This is a genomic window from Kitasatospora sp. YST-16 (genome assembly GCF_026802215.1).
GTDB classification, from domain to species: domain Bacteria; phylum Actinomycetota; class Actinomycetes; order Streptomycetales; family Streptomycetaceae; genus Kitasatospora; species Kitasatospora cineracea.
Genome location: NZ_CP113837.1, coordinates 2,376,631 through 2,391,941, shown reverse-complemented (window position 1 = coordinate 2,391,941; position 15,311 = coordinate 2,376,631). Strand labels below are relative to the sequence as shown.

Here is a 15,311-nt window from a genome sequence, read left to right as displayed (position 1 = left end):
GGGCTACCCGTCCTCGAAGCCGTCGTCGTCCTCGCGGCCCGGCGTCTTGAGGTCGAAGCGCAGGATGACGAACCGGAAGACCGTGTAGTAGACCGCCGCGAAGCACAGCCCGATCGGGACGACCAGCCAGGGTTTCGCGGCCAGGTTCCAGTTCAGCACGTAGTCGATGGCGCCCGCGGAGAAGGTGAAGCCGTGGTGCACGCCCAGCGCCCAGGTGACGGCCATGGACAGGCCGGTGAGCACGGCGTGCAGGACGTACAGGACGGGGGCGACGAACAGGAAGGAGAACTCGATCGGCTCGGTGATGCCGGTGGCGAAGGAGGTCAGGGCGAGCGAGAACATCAGGCCGAGCACGGCCCGGCGGCGTTCGGGGCGGGCGCAGTGGGCGATGGCGAGGGCGGCCGCGGGCAGGCCGAACATCATGATCGGGAAGAAGCCGGACATGAACTGGCCGGCGGTGGGGTCGTGCTGGAAGAAGCGGGTCTGGTCGCCGTGGAACTCCTGGGTGCCGACGGGGTAGGAGCCGGCCTGCTGCCAGAAGAAGGTGTTGGCGAACTGGTGCAGGCCGAACGGCAGCAGGGCCCGGTTGATCAGGCCGAAGACGCCCGAGCCGAGCGCGCCGAGGCTGATCGCCCAGGTGCTGAAGTGGTCGACGACCTGGCCGATCGGGCCCCAGCACAGGCCGAAGAAGACGCCGAGCGCGGTGCCGACGAAGGCCATCACGATCGGGACCAGCCGGCGCCCGTTGAAGAAGCCCAGCCAGTCGACCAGCCGGGTGCGGTGCAGCCGCTGCCAGAGGACCGCGGAGAGCAGCCCGACCACCACGCCGCCGAGCACGCCCGGGTCCTGGTAGGTGGCCTCGACGTCCCGGCCGGGCAGCACCTGGTAGTCGGTCTTGGGGAAGGCGGTGAGCACCTGGTGGTACGTCAGGAAGCCGACCAGGGCGGCGAGCGCGGTGGAGCCGTCGGACTTCTTGGCGTAGCCGATGGCGATGCCCACGCAGAACAGCAGCGGCATCCAGTCGAAGACGGCGTGGCCGGAGGCGGAGAAGACCTTGGCGACCCTGGTCCAGCCCAGGCCCTGGTCGCCGAAGACGTCCTCCCGGCCGAGCCGCAGCAGGATGCCGGCGGCGGGCAGGACGGCGATCGGCAGCTGCAGGCTGCGGCCGATCTTCTGGAGCGCCGCGAAGACCCGGGAGCGCAGCTCCCGGCCGCCGGAGGCCGCCGCGGGCCGGGGGTTCTGCGCGGTCGTACTCATAGCGGTGGTCCTCACGGCAGCGCGATCCTGGTCTAGACCACTTAAGGTCTCGTTCAGCTTTCTAGCACGCGCCGAACAGGGACCGGAACCCTCTTAAGGTTCGCCGGGGACAAGCGCCGCTGAATCGAAACCTTGCCGGATCGCCGCCGGGCAGCACGGCGCCCCCGGACGGGAGTCCACCTCCCGTCCGGGGGCGCGCGCGGCGCTGACCCGGGGTCAGGCCTTGGTCACGTCCTCGACCTCGTCGTCGTCCTCGCGGCCGGGCGTCTTCAGGTTGAACTTGGTGATGATGAACCTGAAGAGGAAGTAGTAGACCACCGCGAAGCACAGGCCGATCGGGATGATCAGCCACGGCTTGGTGGCCAGGCTCCAGTTGATGACGTAGTCGAGCAGGCCCGCGGAGAAGCTGAATCCGTCGTGGACGCCGAACCCCCAGGTGATCGCCATCGAGGCGCCGGTGAGCAGGGCGTGGACGGCGTACAGCAGCGGGGCCACGTAGGCGAAGGAGTACTCGATGGGTTCGGTGACGCCGGTGACGAACGAGGTCAGCGCGACCGAGGTCATCAGGCCGTAGATCTCCTTGCGCCGGTGCGGCTTGGCGGAGGCCGCGATGGCCATCGCCGCGGCGGGCAGCGCGAACATCATGATCGGGAAGAAGCCGGAGGTGAACTGGCCCGCCGTCGGGTCGCCCGCCAGGAAGCGGTTGATGTCGCCGTTGACGACCATGCCGTCCGGCTTGGTGAAGGAGCCGAACTGGAACCAGAGGAAGGTGTTCAGCAGCTGGTGCATGCCGATCAGCAGCAGGGCGCGGTTGGCGACGCCGAAGATGCCGGAGCCGCCGGCCCCCAGGTCGGCCAGCCACTGGGAGAAGTCGTTCATGCCGGTGCCGATCGGCTTCCAGACCCAGGCCATCAGCGAGCCGAACAGCAGGCCGACCAGGGCGGTGATCATCGGGACCAGGCGGCGGCCGTTGAAGAAGCCCAGCCAGTCGACCAGCCTGACCCGGTGGTAGCGCACCCAGAGCCAGGCCGAGAACAGGCCCATCAGGATGCCGCCCAGCACGCCGGGGTTCTGGTAGACGGTGCTCGCCGCCTTGCCGCCGGCGAAGTCGATGCACTGGTTGCCCTTGAGCACGGTGGGGGCCGGGCAGTCCTCGGGGAACGCCTGCAGGACGGCGTAGTAGACCAGGAAGCCGGCCACCGCGGCGAGCGCGGTCGAGCCGTCGGCCTTCTTGGCCATGCCGATGGCGACGCCGATGCAGAACAGCAGCGGCAGGCCCAGTGCGGAGTTGAGCAGGGCGCCGCCGGCCGCGCCGATGGCGGTGGCCACGTTGTCCCAGCCGAGGCCGTCCTTGCCGAAGATGTCCGGCTGGCCGAGACGGTTCAGGATGCCGGCGGCGGGCAGGACGGCGACCGGCAGCTGGAGGCTGCGGCCCATCTTCTGCAGGCCGCCGTAGAAGGTGTGCCACCAGGTGGACTGGTTCGCCGTGGCGCCTGTTGAACTCATCGTCGGCCCTCCGCTGCCGTTCCCGTTCCCCTCTGGGGATCCATCCGTGCGCGGGGCCAGGAACACCGGCGGACCGTCCTGCGTTGTCCCGAGTGCACCTAGAATTGGTGTAGACCACTTTCGGGGCAGTGGCGGTCCGCGGGTTCGAGAGCCCGATGATCGCCATCCTCCGGCGGGCCCGGAGGCGGCCGCGCGCTGAGGTAGCCCGAAAGTGGACTAACGTGGCATACCGTCCGGAATCGGGTGATGCTGGTTGCGCCGTCGGAAGGCGCGGCAAACTGATCCCGGGTCACCTCCGGCCGGCACCACCGCACACGCAGTACGGCACCCGGCGACCGACCGCCGAAGCGCCGAGACAGAGGGAGAAAGACCATGGCCAGCAAGGCTGAGAAGATCGTCGCCGGTCTCGGCGGAATCGAGAACATCGACGAGGTCGAGGGCTGCATCACCCGGCTGCGCACCGAGGTCCACGACGCCTCCAAGGTCGACGAGGCGGCGCTCAAGGCGGCCGGCGCCCACGGTGTGGTGAAGATGGGCACGGCCATCCAGGTCGTCATCGGCACCGACGCCGACCCGATCGCCGCCGAGATCGAGGACATGATGTGAGCTGAGCCTCCCCGCAGGCCCGCTCCACCCGCGACGGCCCGCCCGCCGGAGACCACCGGCCGGCGGGCCGTCGCGCGTGCGCCCCCGCCGGGGCCCCGCCCGCGACCCGATACGCTCGTGCCCATGTCTCGCATCGACGGCCGCACCCCCGACCAGCTCCGCCCCGTCACCATCGAACGGAACTGGAGCAAGCACGCCGAAGGCTCCGTCCTGGTCTCCTACGGCGACACCAAGGTGCTGTGCACCGCCAGCGTCACCGAGGGCGTCCCGCGCTGGCGCAAGGGCAGCGGCGAGGGCTGGGTCACCGCCGAGTACGCCATGCTGCCCCGGGCCACCAACACCCGCGGCGACCGCGAGTCCGTCCGCGGCAAGATCGGCGGCCGCACCCACGAGATCAGCCGGCTGATCGGCCGCTCGCTGCGCGCCGTGGTCGACCACCGGGCGCTCGCCGAGAACACCATCGTGCTCGACTGCGACGTCCTGCAGGCCGACGGCGGCACCCGCACCGCCGCGATCACCGGCGCGTACGTCGCCCTGGTCGACGCGGTCTCCTGGGCGCGCGGGAAGAAGCTGCTGCGGGCCAAGGGCCAGCCGATCACCGGCGGCGTCAGCGCGGTCAGCGTCGGCATCATCGACGGCGTCCCGATGCTCGACCTCCAGTACGAGGAGGACGTCCGGGCCGAGACCGACATGAACGTCGTCTGCACCTCCGACGGCCGCTTCGTCGAGGTCCAGGGCACCGCCGAGGGCGCCCCGTTCGACCGCGGGCTGCTCGACCAGCTGCTCGACCTCGGCAGCCTGGGCTGCGCCGAACTGGACGAGATCCAGCGCAAGGCCCTGGAGCTGTAGGAACCGCGACCGGCTGAACCGTCGTCAGGAAGGGTGGGCGGGCCCCGGAGTGCTGTACAGGCACGCGGGCCCGGCCTTAACGTTCGGGGTGAGCCCGCACACCCTCCTGGAGGACTCGCCGATGCAGCAGTCGCTGACCATCAACCGCACCACCGCCTTCGCCGTCGCCGCGCTGGCGCTGGTCCTCCCGTTGAGCGCGGTCAGCTGCTCCGCCGCGGAGAAGGCGGTCAGCTGCGCCAACACCGCGGTGCAGATCACCTCGGACGTGGCCCAGCTCGGCTCCGCGTACGACAGCGCCGAGCAGGACCCGGTCGCCGCCGGGAAGGCGCTGCAGAAGCTCAAGGGCGACATGGACAAGATCGGGCGCAACTCCAGCGACGCCGACCTCGGCAAGGCGATCGGCGACCTGCAGACCCAGATCGACAAGGCGCAGCAGGCCGTCGACAGCAACCAGGTGCCCGACCTCGGGCCGCTCGGCGACGCGGCGGGCCGGGTCAGCAAGGTGTGCACCGGCTGACCGGGCCGGTTCACTAGGCTGGGGGCATGACCAAGCGACTCGTTCTCGCCACCCGCAACCAGCACAAGGTCGCCGAGCTGCGCGACATCCTCGGCGCGGCCGGACTGGAGGTCGAGCTGGTCGGGGCGGACGCCTTCCCCGAGGTGCCGGACGTGCCGGAGACCGGGGTGACCTTCGCCGAGAACGCGCTGCTCAAGGCGCACGCGCTGGCGCAGGCGACCGGGCTGCCGGCGGTGGCCGACGACTCGGGGCTGTGCGTGGACGTGCTGGGCGGGGCGCCCGGGATCTTCTCCGCGCGGTGGGCCGGGCGGCACGGCGACGACAGGGCCAACCTGGACCTGCTGCTGGCCCAGCTCGGCGACATCGCCGCGGAGCACCGGGCCGCCTCGTTCGCCTGCGCCGCCGCGCTCGCGCTGCCGGACGGCACCGAGCGGGTGGTCGAGGGCCGGCTGCACGGCACCCTGCGCACCGAGCCGGCCGGGACGGGCGGCTTCGGCTACGACCCGATCCTGCAGCCGCTCGGCGAGAGCCGGACCTGCGCCGAGCTGAGCGCCGAGGAGAAGAACGCGATCAGCCACCGCGGGCAGGCGTTCCGCTCGCTGGCGCCGGTGGTCGCCGAACTGCTGGGCTAGGCCCTGTCCGGTCGATCTTGTCGGATCAGCGCGCGGCTCCCCCAGCCCCGAGGGGGGCTGGGAGGTACCCCCTTGGCGCCCGGCTGGGAGTGCCGGCCCGACGCCCTCGTACTGGATGTACTTGGGTGTTGGGCCGGTGCTTCCAGGCGAAGGGGGCACCTCCCGGCCCCCCTTGGGGCCGGGGGAGATCCGGCGTCGGGCGCCCGGCAAGATCGGCCGGACAGGGCCTAGGCGACGAAACACGCGGAGAGGCCCGTCCCGGGGGAACCGGGGCGGGCCTCGTTCGCGCGTGGATGCGCCGGTGCGGCCTGAGGGACTCGAACCCTCACGAGATCTCTCTCACGGGCACCTAAAACCCGGGCGTCTGCCAATTCCGCCAAGACCGCCGATACGTGACGTCCGCCATGCTACTGGCCCGTTGCGGGGGCGTGCACCACCCTTTCCGACGGCGGTTCGGGGTGTTCCCACTTGTTCAAAAATTGGTACAGACCTATTGACCCTTGTGGTCCAGACCACGTACGTTCGCGCCGATCCGCGGAAAACCGGGCCCCGGGCGGTGCGCAACGACCGGGCCCAGGCACGTCTTCCTCCCCCACGGCGTCCGGTCCCCCTGCCGGGCGCGAGCATTGGAGCGACCCATGCCCGAACGCGCCACAGCCGCGCGCTCCGCCGCCCGCACCGGGCGGCGTCCGCTGAAGGCCGGCACCGCGCTGGCGACCGCGACCGCACTGGTGGCCGGCGCCGCCGGACTGGTCACCGCGATGGGCGGCGCCTCCTCGGCCGCCACCGTCAACCTGCTGGCCAACGGCGACTTCGAGAGCGGCACGCTGACCGGCTGGAACTGCTCGGCCGGCCTCGGCTCGATCACCTCCACCGCCCCGCACTCCGGCACCAAGGCGCTGCAGGCGGCGGCCTCCGCCTCGGACAGCGCCCAGTGCTCGCAGACCGTCGCGGTCAGCCCGAACACCACGTACAGCCTGAGCGGCTGGCTGAAGGGCAACTACACCTACCTGGGCGTCACCGGGACGGGCACCACCGACACCAACTCCTGGGGTTCCAGCGCCGACTGGGCCAACCGCAGCACCACCTTCACCACCGGCGCCTCGACCACCTCGGTGACGGTCTACACCCACGGCTGGTACGGCCAGGGCACCTACTACGCGGACGACCTGGTCCTCACCGGCCCCGGCGGGTCGGGCTCCAGCAGCCCGTCGGCGAGCGGGAGTTCGAGCCCGAGCGCCAGTGCCAGTGCCAGCGCCAGTGCGAGCGCTTCGGCGAGCCCGTCCTCGTCCGCCTCCGCCTCCGCCTCGGCCTCCGCCTCGCCCTCGCAGAGCGCCTCGCCGTCGGCCAGTGCCTCGCAGACCGGGACGCCGGGCGGGGACGGGGTGGTGACCACGCCGACCGGGCTGAGCGCGAGCGTGGCGGGCACCGCGGTGACGCTGAAGTGGAACGCCTCGACCGACAACGCGCAGAACGGCAACAGCGCGGTCTACCGGATCTTCACCGGCGGGACCACGACCCAGACCGCGACCTCGATGGGCACCACGGTGACCATCTCCTCGCTGCTGCCGAACACCGCGTACTCCTTCACCGTGCAGGGCTACGACAAGGACGGGCACAGCAGCGGGTTCACCGCGCCGGTGACCGTGACCACCGGGGCGGCCCCGACCGGCGCGCTGAAGTCGGCGTACTTCGCGCAGTGGGGCATCTACGGGAACAAGTACTACCCGTCGACGATGGCCGCGACCGGCGCGGCGGGCGGGCTGAACACGATGACCTACGCGTTCGCCAACATCGACCCGTCGACGCTGAGCTGCTTCGAGACGATCAAGGCTGCGGACACCAACGACAACAACCCGAACGCCGGCGACGGCGCGGGCGACGCGTTCGCGGACTACCAGAAGGGCTACACCGCGGACATCGCGGTGGACGGCACCACCGACGCCTGGACCCAGCCGCTGAAGGGCAACTTCAACCAGCTGCGCGAGCTCAAGGCGAAGTACCCGAACCTGAAGATCACCATGTCGCTGGGCGGCTGGACGTACTCCAAGTACTTCTCGGACGCGGCGGCCACCGACGCCTCGCGCAAGAAGCTGGTCTCCTCCTGCATCGACATGTTCATCAAGGGCAACCTGCCCTCGATCCAGGGCGACGCGACCGGCGGCGCCGCCGCGGCGATGGGCATCTTCGACGGCATCGACATCGACTGGGAGTACCCGGCCTCCGCGGGCGGCCACACCGGCAACCACTACGCGGCCGCCGACACCGCCAACTACACCGCACTGCTGGCCGAGTTCCGCAACCAGCTGGACGCGTACGGGCAGACCGTCGGCAAGAAGTACCTGCTCACCGCAGCCCTGCCGTCCGGCCAGGACAAGATCGCGCTGCTGCAGACCGACCAGATCGGCAAGTACCTGGACTACGGCAACGTGATGTCCTACGACATGCACGGCGCCTGGGACGCGACCGGCCCGACCAACCTGCAGGACCCGCTGTACGACAGCCCGAACGACCCGAGCAACGTCGTCGCCCCGGGCACCCAGAAGTACACCGTGGACAACGCGGTCAACGCCTACCTGAACGGCGCCCCGGCGTACGGGATCAAGGGCGGCTTCCCGGCGAAGAAGCTGGTGCTGGGCGTGCCGTTCTACATGCGCGGGTGGACCGGGGTGCCGGCCGGCTCGAACTACGGCCTGTACCAGAGCGCGACCGGCCCGGCGGCGGCGCAGGGCACCAGCCAGACCGCCGGCGTGGCGTTCTGGAAGGAGCTGGTGGCGGCCGGCAAGACCACCGGTTCCTCGGTGCACTGGGACCCGACCACGCAGAGCTCGTGGATCTACGACGGCACCAGCCTGTGGACCGGTGACACCCCGCAGGCGATCGCGGCGCGCGGCTCGTACGCCACCTCCAAGGGCCTCGGCGGCATCTTCGCCTACTCGCTGGAGGCGGACGACCCGTCCGGAACCCTCGTCAACGCGATGACCGGAAGCATGAAGTAGCGTCAACTTCCCCTAGGGAGGGCCGGATCGTCCGAGTGCGGACGGTTCGGCCCTCTTCAGCAAGTTGGTACAGACCTGTTGACGTGGATGGTCCAGACCTTTTAAGTTCGGCGGAACTTCCCCCACATGTGCCCGGCTTCCCACGGCCGTGCGCACGACACTCTCTCCAGGAGGACCGAGTGTTGATCCGAAACAGGGCGGAGCAGCGTCCCACCGCTGCCGGCCGCCACCTCAAGGGCCGCAAGGTGGCGTTCGCCGCCACCGCGGCCGCGGGTCTGGCGGGCCTGCTGATGAGCACGCTCGGCGTGGCTCCGTCCGCGGCCGCCGTCGACAACCAGGCGTGCCGCCCCGACGGCATGTACACCACGCCCGGCGTCGACGTCCCCTACTGCAACGTCTACGACACCAGCGGCCGCGAGCAGATGGGCGCCGACCACCAGCGCCGCGTCATCGGCTACTTCACCAGCTGGCGCACCGGCAAGGACGGCACGCCCGCCTACCTGGTGAACAACATCCCCTGGGACAAGGTCACCCACCTCAACTACGCGTTCGCGCACGTGGCTTCCGACAACACGCTGTCGGTCGGCGCGGACGGCCCGAACAACGCCTCGACCGGGATGACCTTCCCGGGCGTGGCGGGCGCGGAGATGGACCCGGCGTACTCGTACAAGGGCCACTTCAACCTGCTCAGCAAGTTCAAGAAGCAGTACCCGAACGTCAAGACCATGGTCTCGGTGGGCGGTTGGGCCGAGACCGGCGGCTACTTCGACGACTCGGGCAGCCGGGTCAACTCGGGCGGCTTCTACTCGATGACCGTCAACGCGGACGGGTCGGTCAACCAGGCCGGCATCAACACCTTCGCGGACTCGGCCGTCACCTTCATCAAGAAGTACGGCTTCAACGGCGTCGACCTCGACTACGAGTACCCGACCTCGATGAAGGACGCGGGCAACCCGCTCGACTACACCATCTCCAACGCCAAGCGCGCCTCCCTGATGAAGGGCTACGCCGCGCTGATGAAGACCATGCGGGAGAAGCTCGACCGGGCCTCCGCCGCCGACGGCAAGTACTACCTGCTGTCGGTCGCCGCCCCGTCCTCGGGCTACCTGCTGCGCGGCATGGAGACCTTCCAGGTCACCCAGTACCTGGACTACGTCAACATCATGTCGTACGACCTGCACGGCGCCTGGAACAAGTACGTCGGCCCGAACGCGGCGCTGTTCGACGACGGCAAGGACGCCGAGCTGGCCGCCGCCAACGTGTACGGCACCTCGCAGTACGGCGGCATCGGCTACCTGAACGGCGACTGGGCCGTGCACTACTTCCGCGGCGCGATGCCGGCCGGCCGGATCAACCTCGGCGTGCCGTACTACACCCGCGGCTTCCAGAACGTGCAGGGCGGCACCAACGGCCTGTGGGGCACCGCCTCCACCACCAACTGCCCGGCCGGCTCCGGCCTGACCACCTGTGGTGACGGCGCCGTCGGCATCGACAACCTCTGGCACGACCTGGACACCAACGGCAAGGAGTCGCCCGCCGGCTCCAACCCGATGTGGCACGCCAAGAACCTGGAAGCGGGCGTCCTGCCGGACTACCTGTCCAAGTACGGCGTGAGCGACACCGCGCTCAAGGGCACCTACACCCGCAACTACGACTCGACCCTGGTCGCGCCGTGGCTGTGGAACGCCGACAAGAAGGTCTTCCTCTCCACCGAGGACGACCAGTCGATCGCGGCCAAGGCCGACTACCTGGTCAACCAGGGCGTCGGCGGCGCGATGATCTGGGAACTGGCCGGCGACTACAAGTGGGACGCCACCGCCAACGGCGGCAAGGGCGAGTACGTCCAGGGCAACACCATGACCTCGCTGCTGTACGACAAGTTCAAGTCGGCCTCGGCGTACGGCGCGACCCGCTCGACCATCGCGCTGCCGCAGCAGACCCTGCCGATCGACGTGTCCTTCACCGACTTCGCGCTGGGCGACAACAACTACCCGATCAACCCGAAGATCCACATCGTCAACAACTCGACCACCACCCTGCCGGGCGGCACCGAGTTCCAGTTCGACTACTCGGTCTCCGCGCCCAGCAACGCCGCCGACCAGTCCGGCTTCGGCTCCAAGGTGATCCGGGCCGACCACACCGGCAGCAACGTCGGCGGCCTCAAGGGCACCTACAACCGGGTCTCGCTGAAGCTGCCGACCTGGCAGACCCTGGCGCCCGGCGCCTCGGTGGACGTCGCCTTCGTCTACTACCTGCCGGTCTCCACCCCGTCCAACTGGACCGTGAACGTCGGCGGCACGCTGTACGGCATCAACGGCGACTTCACCCGCGGCGCCACCGCGGGCACCGCCTCGCCGTCCGCGTCGGCCAGCGCCTCCGCCTCGGCCTCGCAGTCCGCGTCGCCGTCGGCCTCGGCCAGCGCCTCCGCCTCGCAGTCGGCGTCCCCGTCGGCCTCCGCCTCGCAGTCCGCCTCGCCGTCGGCCAGCGCCTCCGCGTCGGTCACCGCCGGGACCTGCTCGGGCGCGCCGAGCTGGAGCGCGGGCACCACCTACGCCACCGTCACCAAGGTGTCGTGGAAGGGCCACTACTACCAGAACAAGTGGTGGACCGCGGGCGAGGACCCCTCGCTGAGCGGCGCCTGGGGCGTCTGGACGGACCTCGGGGCCTGCTGAGCCTGATCCCGAGCCCATGAACGGCGGTGGCGGTCGACCCGGTCGGGGGGTCGGCCGCCACCGCTGCCCGCGTTCGCGCGCCGGCTAGTCGCCGACCTTCAGGTCCTTCAGCAGCTTGGCGACGTGGCCGGTGGCCCGGACGTTGTACAGCGCCCGCTCCACCTTGCCCTGCTCGTCGACCACGACCGTCGAGCGGATCACGCCCTGGTAGGTGCGGCCGTAGTTCACCTTCTCGCCGTAGGCGCCGTACGCCTCCAGCACCCGGTGCTCCGGGTCGGAGAGCAGGGTCACCTTCAGCTGCTCGGTCTCGCGGAACTTGCCGAGCCGCTCCGGCGCGTCCGGCGAGATGCCGATCACGTCGTAGCCGGCGCCCGCGAACACCTCCAGGTTGTCGGTGAAGTCGCAGGCCTGCTTGGTGCAGCCCGGGGTGAGTGCCTTCGGGTAGAAGTAGACGATCACCTTGCGGCCCAGGTGGTCGGCCAGCGACACCTCCTCGCCGTCGGCGTCGGGCAGGGTGAAGGCGGGGGCGGTGTCGCCCGCCTGCAGGCGCTCGCTCACGGTGCTTGGATCTCCTCTGGAGCTGGACGGGGTCGGTACTGCCCGCCAACCTACTCCCGTTGGTGGGTGGCGCTGCGCGTGCGCGGCAGCGAGCTGACAGACTGTCGGTGGAGAAGAAGTACCTAGCGGTAACAGAGATGGGGTGGCCCCAGTGGCAGCGAGCGGCAAGGACACGTCGGCACCGCGTACGACGGCCCAGATCGAGGCGGACATCGCCGGGACCAGGGACCGGCTCGCCGTGACCCTCGACGAGCTCGCCATGCGCGTCCACCCGGCCACCGTCGCCGCCCAGGCCAAGGCCAAGGTCCGCGCTTCGGTCGAGCAGAAGGCCGGGCAGGCGTACGTCGCCGCGAGCGGGGCCCTCGAGCAGGCCAAGTCGAAGTTCGTTGACGAGGACGGGCGGCTGCGGACCGAGCGAGTGGTGCCGGCCGCGCTGGTCGGCGTCGGCGTGGTGCTGCTGATCGCCTCGGTGCGGCGGCGGCGCAAGGGCTGACCGCACGTCGCGGCGGGGCCCCGGGCAGGTGCCCGGGGCCCCGCCGTTTCCGCGGTCCGGTACGGTCGGGGCGTGAGTGAGAACGACACCCAGAACACGGCCGCGCCCGGTGAGGATGCCCCGCACGGGCGGCACGACCGGCTCGGGGAGAAGCTGCCGATCCGGATGCTGCACGACCGGGTGCTGGTGCGGACCGAGACCGGCGAGGGCGAGCGCCGCTCCACCGGCGGCATCCTGATCCCGGCCACCGCCGAGCTGTCCCGGCGCTGTGCGTGGGCCGAGGCGGTGGCCGTCGGCCAGAGCGTCCGGTCCGTCGAACCCGGGGACCGGGTGCTGTACGACCCGGAGGACAAGCTGGAGGTCGAGGTGCGCGGCGCCACCTACGTGCTGCTGCGCGAACGCGACCTGCACGCGGTCGCGGCCGGGCGGTTCGGCGACCTGGAGGGCTCGACCGGGCTGTACCTCTAGCGGCGCGGCCCCGGCGGCAGGTCAGCCGGAAATAGGGGTGCGGGGCGCGGGGCGGCGGGCCTAGCCTGATGGGTCGCTCCGGTGCGGAGCCCTGTCGACGGGGGGACACGGTGGTGGGCGGCGTCTACCTGTCGGTGGCCCGCGGCGCGTTCCGGCGGTACTCGACGTACCGGGCGGCCACCGTCGCCGGGACGGTCACCAACAGCGTCTTCGGCGTCATCCTGGCGTCCACCATGCTCGCGCTGTGGCGGGCCCGGCCCGGCCTGGGCGGGTACGACGCCGCCCAGGCGGTGACGTACACCTGGATCAGCCAGGCGCTGCTGGCCACCGTCGCGGTGTGGGGCGGCGGCTTCCAGGACGACCTGCAGGCGCGCTTCCGCAGCGGGGACATCGCGGTCGACCTGTACCGGCCGGTCGACTTCCAGGGCTGGTGGCTGGCCACCGACCTGGGGCGGGCCGCGTTCCAACTGGTCACCCGGGGCGCGCTGCCGGTCCTGGTCGGCGCGGCGCTGTTCGACCTGGCGCTGCCCGGCAGCCCGCTGGTGTGGGCCGAGTTCCTGCTCGCGGTGGCGCTGGCCGTGGTGGTCAGCTTCGGGCTGCGCTTCCTGGCCTCGCTGACCGGCTTCTGGCTGCACGAGTCCGAAGGGGTGCGGGCCGTGATGACCGTGGTGTCGATGTTCTTCTCCGGCATGCTGCTGCCGCTCGCGCTCTTCCCCGGCCTGCTCGGCGAACTGGCCCGGGCGCTGCCGTTCTCGGCGATGGTGCAACTGCCCGCCGACGTGCTGCTGCGCCGACGCACCGGCACCGGCCTGCTCGCCCTGTACGGGTTCCAACTCGGCTGGGCCGCCGCCCTGCTGGCCCTCGGCCGGGCCGGGCAGGCGCTCGCCGTGCGCCGGGTGGTGGTGCAGGGTGGCTGAACCGGACGGCCCGGCGGCCCGGGCGGGCTGGGCGGTGCGCTCGTGGTGGCTGATCGCCGGGATGTGGATCCGCTCCACCATGGCCTACCGGGCCTCGTTCGCGCTCAGCCTGGCCGCCAACACCCTGGTCACCTTCCTGGACTTCGCGGTGCTGCTGCTGATGTTCGCCCACACCCGGCAACTGGCCGGGTGGACGCTGGCCGAGACCGGCTTCCTGTACGGCACCTCCTCGGCGGCCCTCGGCGCGGCCAACGTCCTGGTCGGATCGGTCGGCGGACTCGGCGAGCGGGTCCGCTCCGGAAGCCTGGACACCATGCTGATCCGGCCCGCCCCCGCACTGGCCCAACTCGCCGCCGAGCGCTTCTCGCTGCGCCGCCTGGGCCGGCTGCTGCAGGCCCTCGCGGTGCTCGGCTGGTCGCTCACCGCGCTGGACGTGCACTGGACCTGGGACCGGGTGCTGATGGTGCCCGTGCTGCTGCTGTGCGGCACGCTGATCTTCTGCGCGCTGTTCATCGGCTGCTCCTGCGTGCAGTTCTGGTGGGGCGAGGCCGCCGAACTGCAGAACTCGGTCACCTACGGCGGCGCCACCCTGCTCCAGTACCCGCCCACCGTCTTCGCCCGGGAGCTCGTCGCGGGCACCGTGTTCGGCGTGCCGCTGGCCTTCGTCAACTGGCTGCCCGCGCTGCACGTCCTCGGCCGGCCCGACCCGCTCGGGCTGCCCGCCGCGTTCCGGTTCGCCTCGCCGCTGGCTGCCGCGCTCTGCCTGCTGGCGGCCGGACTGGCCTGGCGGACCGGGCTGCGCGCCTACCGCTCCACCGGAAGCTGACGGAAGGACCAGCATGGCGATGATCGAGGTCGAGGACGTCCGGCGGAGCTTCACCGTCCGGGTCCGGGACGGGCGCTGGCGGCGGACCAGGCGCGAGGTGCGGGCCGTCGACGGGCTGACCTTCGCCGTCGAGGAGGGCGAGTGCGTCGGCTACATCGGGCCCAACGGCGCCGGGAAGTCCACCACCGTCAAGATGCTCACCGGCATCCTGGTGCCCAGCGGCGGCCGGCTGCGGGTGGCCGGCGTCGACCCGGCCGCCCGCCGGGCCGAACTCGCCCGCCGGATCGGCGTGGTGTTCGGCCAGCGCACCACCCTGTGGTGGGACCTGCCGCTGCGCGACAGCTACGAACTGGCCCGCCGGATCTACCGGATCCCCGCCGCGGCGTACCGGGCCAACCTCGACCGGTGCGTCGAACTCCTCGACCTCGGCGACCTGCTGGACACCCCCGTCCGGCAGCTCTCGCTCGGCCAGCGGATGCGCGGCGACCTCGCCGCCGCCCTGCTGCACGACCCCGGCGTGCTCTACCTCGACGAACCCACCATCGGGCTCGACGTGGTCAGCAAGGCCAAGGTCCGGGCGTTCCTGCGCGAGACCAACCGGGAACGGCGCACCACCGTGCTGCTCACCACCCACGACCTCACCGACATCGAGCAGCTGTGCGACCGGGTGATGGTGATCGACCACGGCCGGCTCGTCCTGGACGGCCCGCTGGAGCGGCTGCACGAGATCGGCGGCAGCGAACGCACCCTGGTGGTCGACCTCGCCGAGGCGCACCCGCCGATCGAGCTGCCCGGCGTCCGGGTGGTGCGCACCGAGGGCCCGCGGCAGTGGCTGGCCTTCCCCGCCCGGCAGAGCGCCGCCCCCGTGGTCGCCGCCGTCGCCGAGCGCTACCCGCTGGTCGACCTGTCGGTGCGGGAACCCGCCATCGAGGACGTGATCGCCCGGATCTACGCCGGGAGCGCCCCCGCACCGGCGCACTGACCCTCCCTCACTCGTTCGGGTGAGGAAGG

The 15,311-nt window shown here is 71.1% G+C and carries 14 protein-coding genes and 1 tRNA gene; 11 read left to right on the top strand and 4 right to left on the bottom strand.

Translation table 11 applies throughout. From position 1 onward, the window contains the following. Positions 1–3 precede the first annotated feature (3 nt). Positions 4–1,257 (bottom strand): PTS transporter subunit EIIC, encoded by a 1,254-nt coding sequence (locus OU787_RS10810; protein ID WP_030459879.1) that lies wholly within the window; start codon positions 1,255–1,257, stop codon positions 4–6. A 216-nt stretch (positions 1,258–1,473) separates the two neighbouring features. After that, a complete protein-coding gene (locus OU787_RS10805; protein ID WP_030459878.1) occupies positions 1,474–2,763 on the bottom strand; it encodes a PTS transporter subunit EIIC in 1,290 nt (429 codons plus the stop codon). Positions 2,764–3,135: 372 nt separating this feature from the next. Here OU787_RS10805 and OU787_RS10800 point away from each other — a divergent pair, with 372 nt between their 5' ends. The 4 genes from OU787_RS10800 to rdgB all read left to right on the top strand — a co-directional run bounded on the left by OU787_RS10800 (position 3,136) and on the right by rdgB (position 5,367). Next, positions 3,136–3,369, top strand: a complete 234-nt coding sequence (locus OU787_RS10800) for a glucose PTS transporter subunit EIIB (RefSeq protein WP_014135942.1) — start codon at positions 3,136–3,138, stop codon at positions 3,367–3,369. A gap of 123 nt (positions 3,370–3,492) precedes the next feature. After that, a complete protein-coding gene (gene rph / locus OU787_RS10795) occupies positions 3,493–4,218 on the top strand; it encodes a ribonuclease PH (protein ID WP_268659205.1) in 726 nt (241 codons plus the stop codon). Between the two features lie 88 nt (positions 4,219–4,306). Beyond that, positions 4,307–4,735: a hypothetical protein gene (locus tag OU787_RS10790; protein WP_051816886.1), complete on the top strand. Its 429-nt coding sequence runs from the start codon at positions 4,307–4,309 to the stop codon at positions 4,733–4,735. Positions 4,736–4,761: 26 nt separating this feature from the next. Next, positions 4,762–5,367: an RdgB/HAM1 family non-canonical purine NTP pyrophosphatase gene (gene rdgB, locus OU787_RS10785; RefSeq protein ID WP_030459875.1), complete on the top strand. Its 606-nt coding sequence runs from the start codon at positions 4,762–4,764 to the stop codon at positions 5,365–5,367. Between the two features lie 302 nt (positions 5,368–5,669). Here the strand turns inward: rdgB and OU787_RS10780 are convergent. Beyond that, a tRNA-Leu gene (locus tag OU787_RS10780) sits at positions 5,670–5,753 on the bottom strand. 252 nt (positions 5,754–6,005) lie between these two features. On the opposite strand from OU787_RS10780, the gene OU787_RS10775 reads away from it, so the two are divergent. Together OU787_RS10775 and OU787_RS10770 are read left to right on the top strand one after the other, a co-directional pair. Continuing rightward, positions 6,006–8,366 carry a glycosyl hydrolase family 18 protein gene (locus tag OU787_RS10775; RefSeq protein WP_268659204.1) on the top strand — a complete coding sequence of 787 codons (2,361 nt, stop codon included), beginning with the start codon at positions 6,006–6,008 and terminating at the stop codon, positions 8,364–8,366. 245 nt (positions 8,367–8,611) lie between these two features. Beyond that, positions 8,612–11,038: a chitinase C-terminal domain-containing protein gene (locus OU787_RS10770; RefSeq protein WP_268661846.1), complete on the top strand. Its 2,427-nt coding sequence runs from the start codon at positions 8,612–8,614 to the stop codon at positions 11,036–11,038. 84 nt (positions 11,039–11,122) lie between these two features. Here the strand turns inward: OU787_RS10770 and bcp are convergent, their stop codons facing one another. Continuing rightward, positions 11,123–11,596: a thioredoxin-dependent thiol peroxidase gene (gene bcp, locus OU787_RS10765; RefSeq protein ID WP_268659203.1), complete on the bottom strand. Its 474-nt coding sequence runs from the start codon at positions 11,594–11,596 to the stop codon at positions 11,123–11,125. A gap of 142 nt (positions 11,597–11,738) precedes the next feature. On the opposite strand from bcp, the gene OU787_RS10760 reads away from it, so the two are divergent. From OU787_RS10760 to OU787_RS10740, 5 genes are all read left to right on the top strand, one after another. After that, on the top strand, positions 11,739–12,089 hold the full coding sequence (locus tag OU787_RS10760; RefSeq protein WP_387851098.1) for a DUF3618 domain-containing protein: 351 nt from the start codon (positions 11,739–11,741) through the stop codon (positions 12,087–12,089). 165 nt (positions 12,090–12,254) lie between these two features. Continuing rightward, positions 12,255–12,557, top strand: a complete 303-nt coding sequence (locus OU787_RS10755) for a GroES family chaperonin (protein WP_051732111.1) — start codon at positions 12,255–12,257, stop codon at positions 12,555–12,557. A 68-nt stretch (positions 12,558–12,625) separates the two neighbouring features. Continuing rightward, positions 12,626–13,474, top strand: coding sequence for an ABC transporter permease (locus OU787_RS10750; protein ID WP_051816885.1), 849 nt, complete (start codon positions 12,626–12,628; stop codon positions 13,472–13,474). Continuing rightward, on the top strand, positions 13,467–14,300 hold the full coding sequence (locus OU787_RS10745; protein WP_030459869.1) for an ABC transporter permease: 834 nt from the start codon (positions 13,467–13,469) through the stop codon (positions 14,298–14,300). The genes OU787_RS10750 and OU787_RS10745 overlap by 8 nt, the downstream gene beginning before the upstream one ends. A gap of 13 nt (positions 14,301–14,313) precedes the next feature. Beyond that, positions 14,314–15,282: an ABC transporter ATP-binding protein gene (locus OU787_RS10740; RefSeq protein ID WP_268659202.1), complete on the top strand. Its 969-nt coding sequence runs from the start codon at positions 14,314–14,316 to the stop codon at positions 15,280–15,282. Positions 15,283–15,311: the final 29 nt, after the last annotated feature.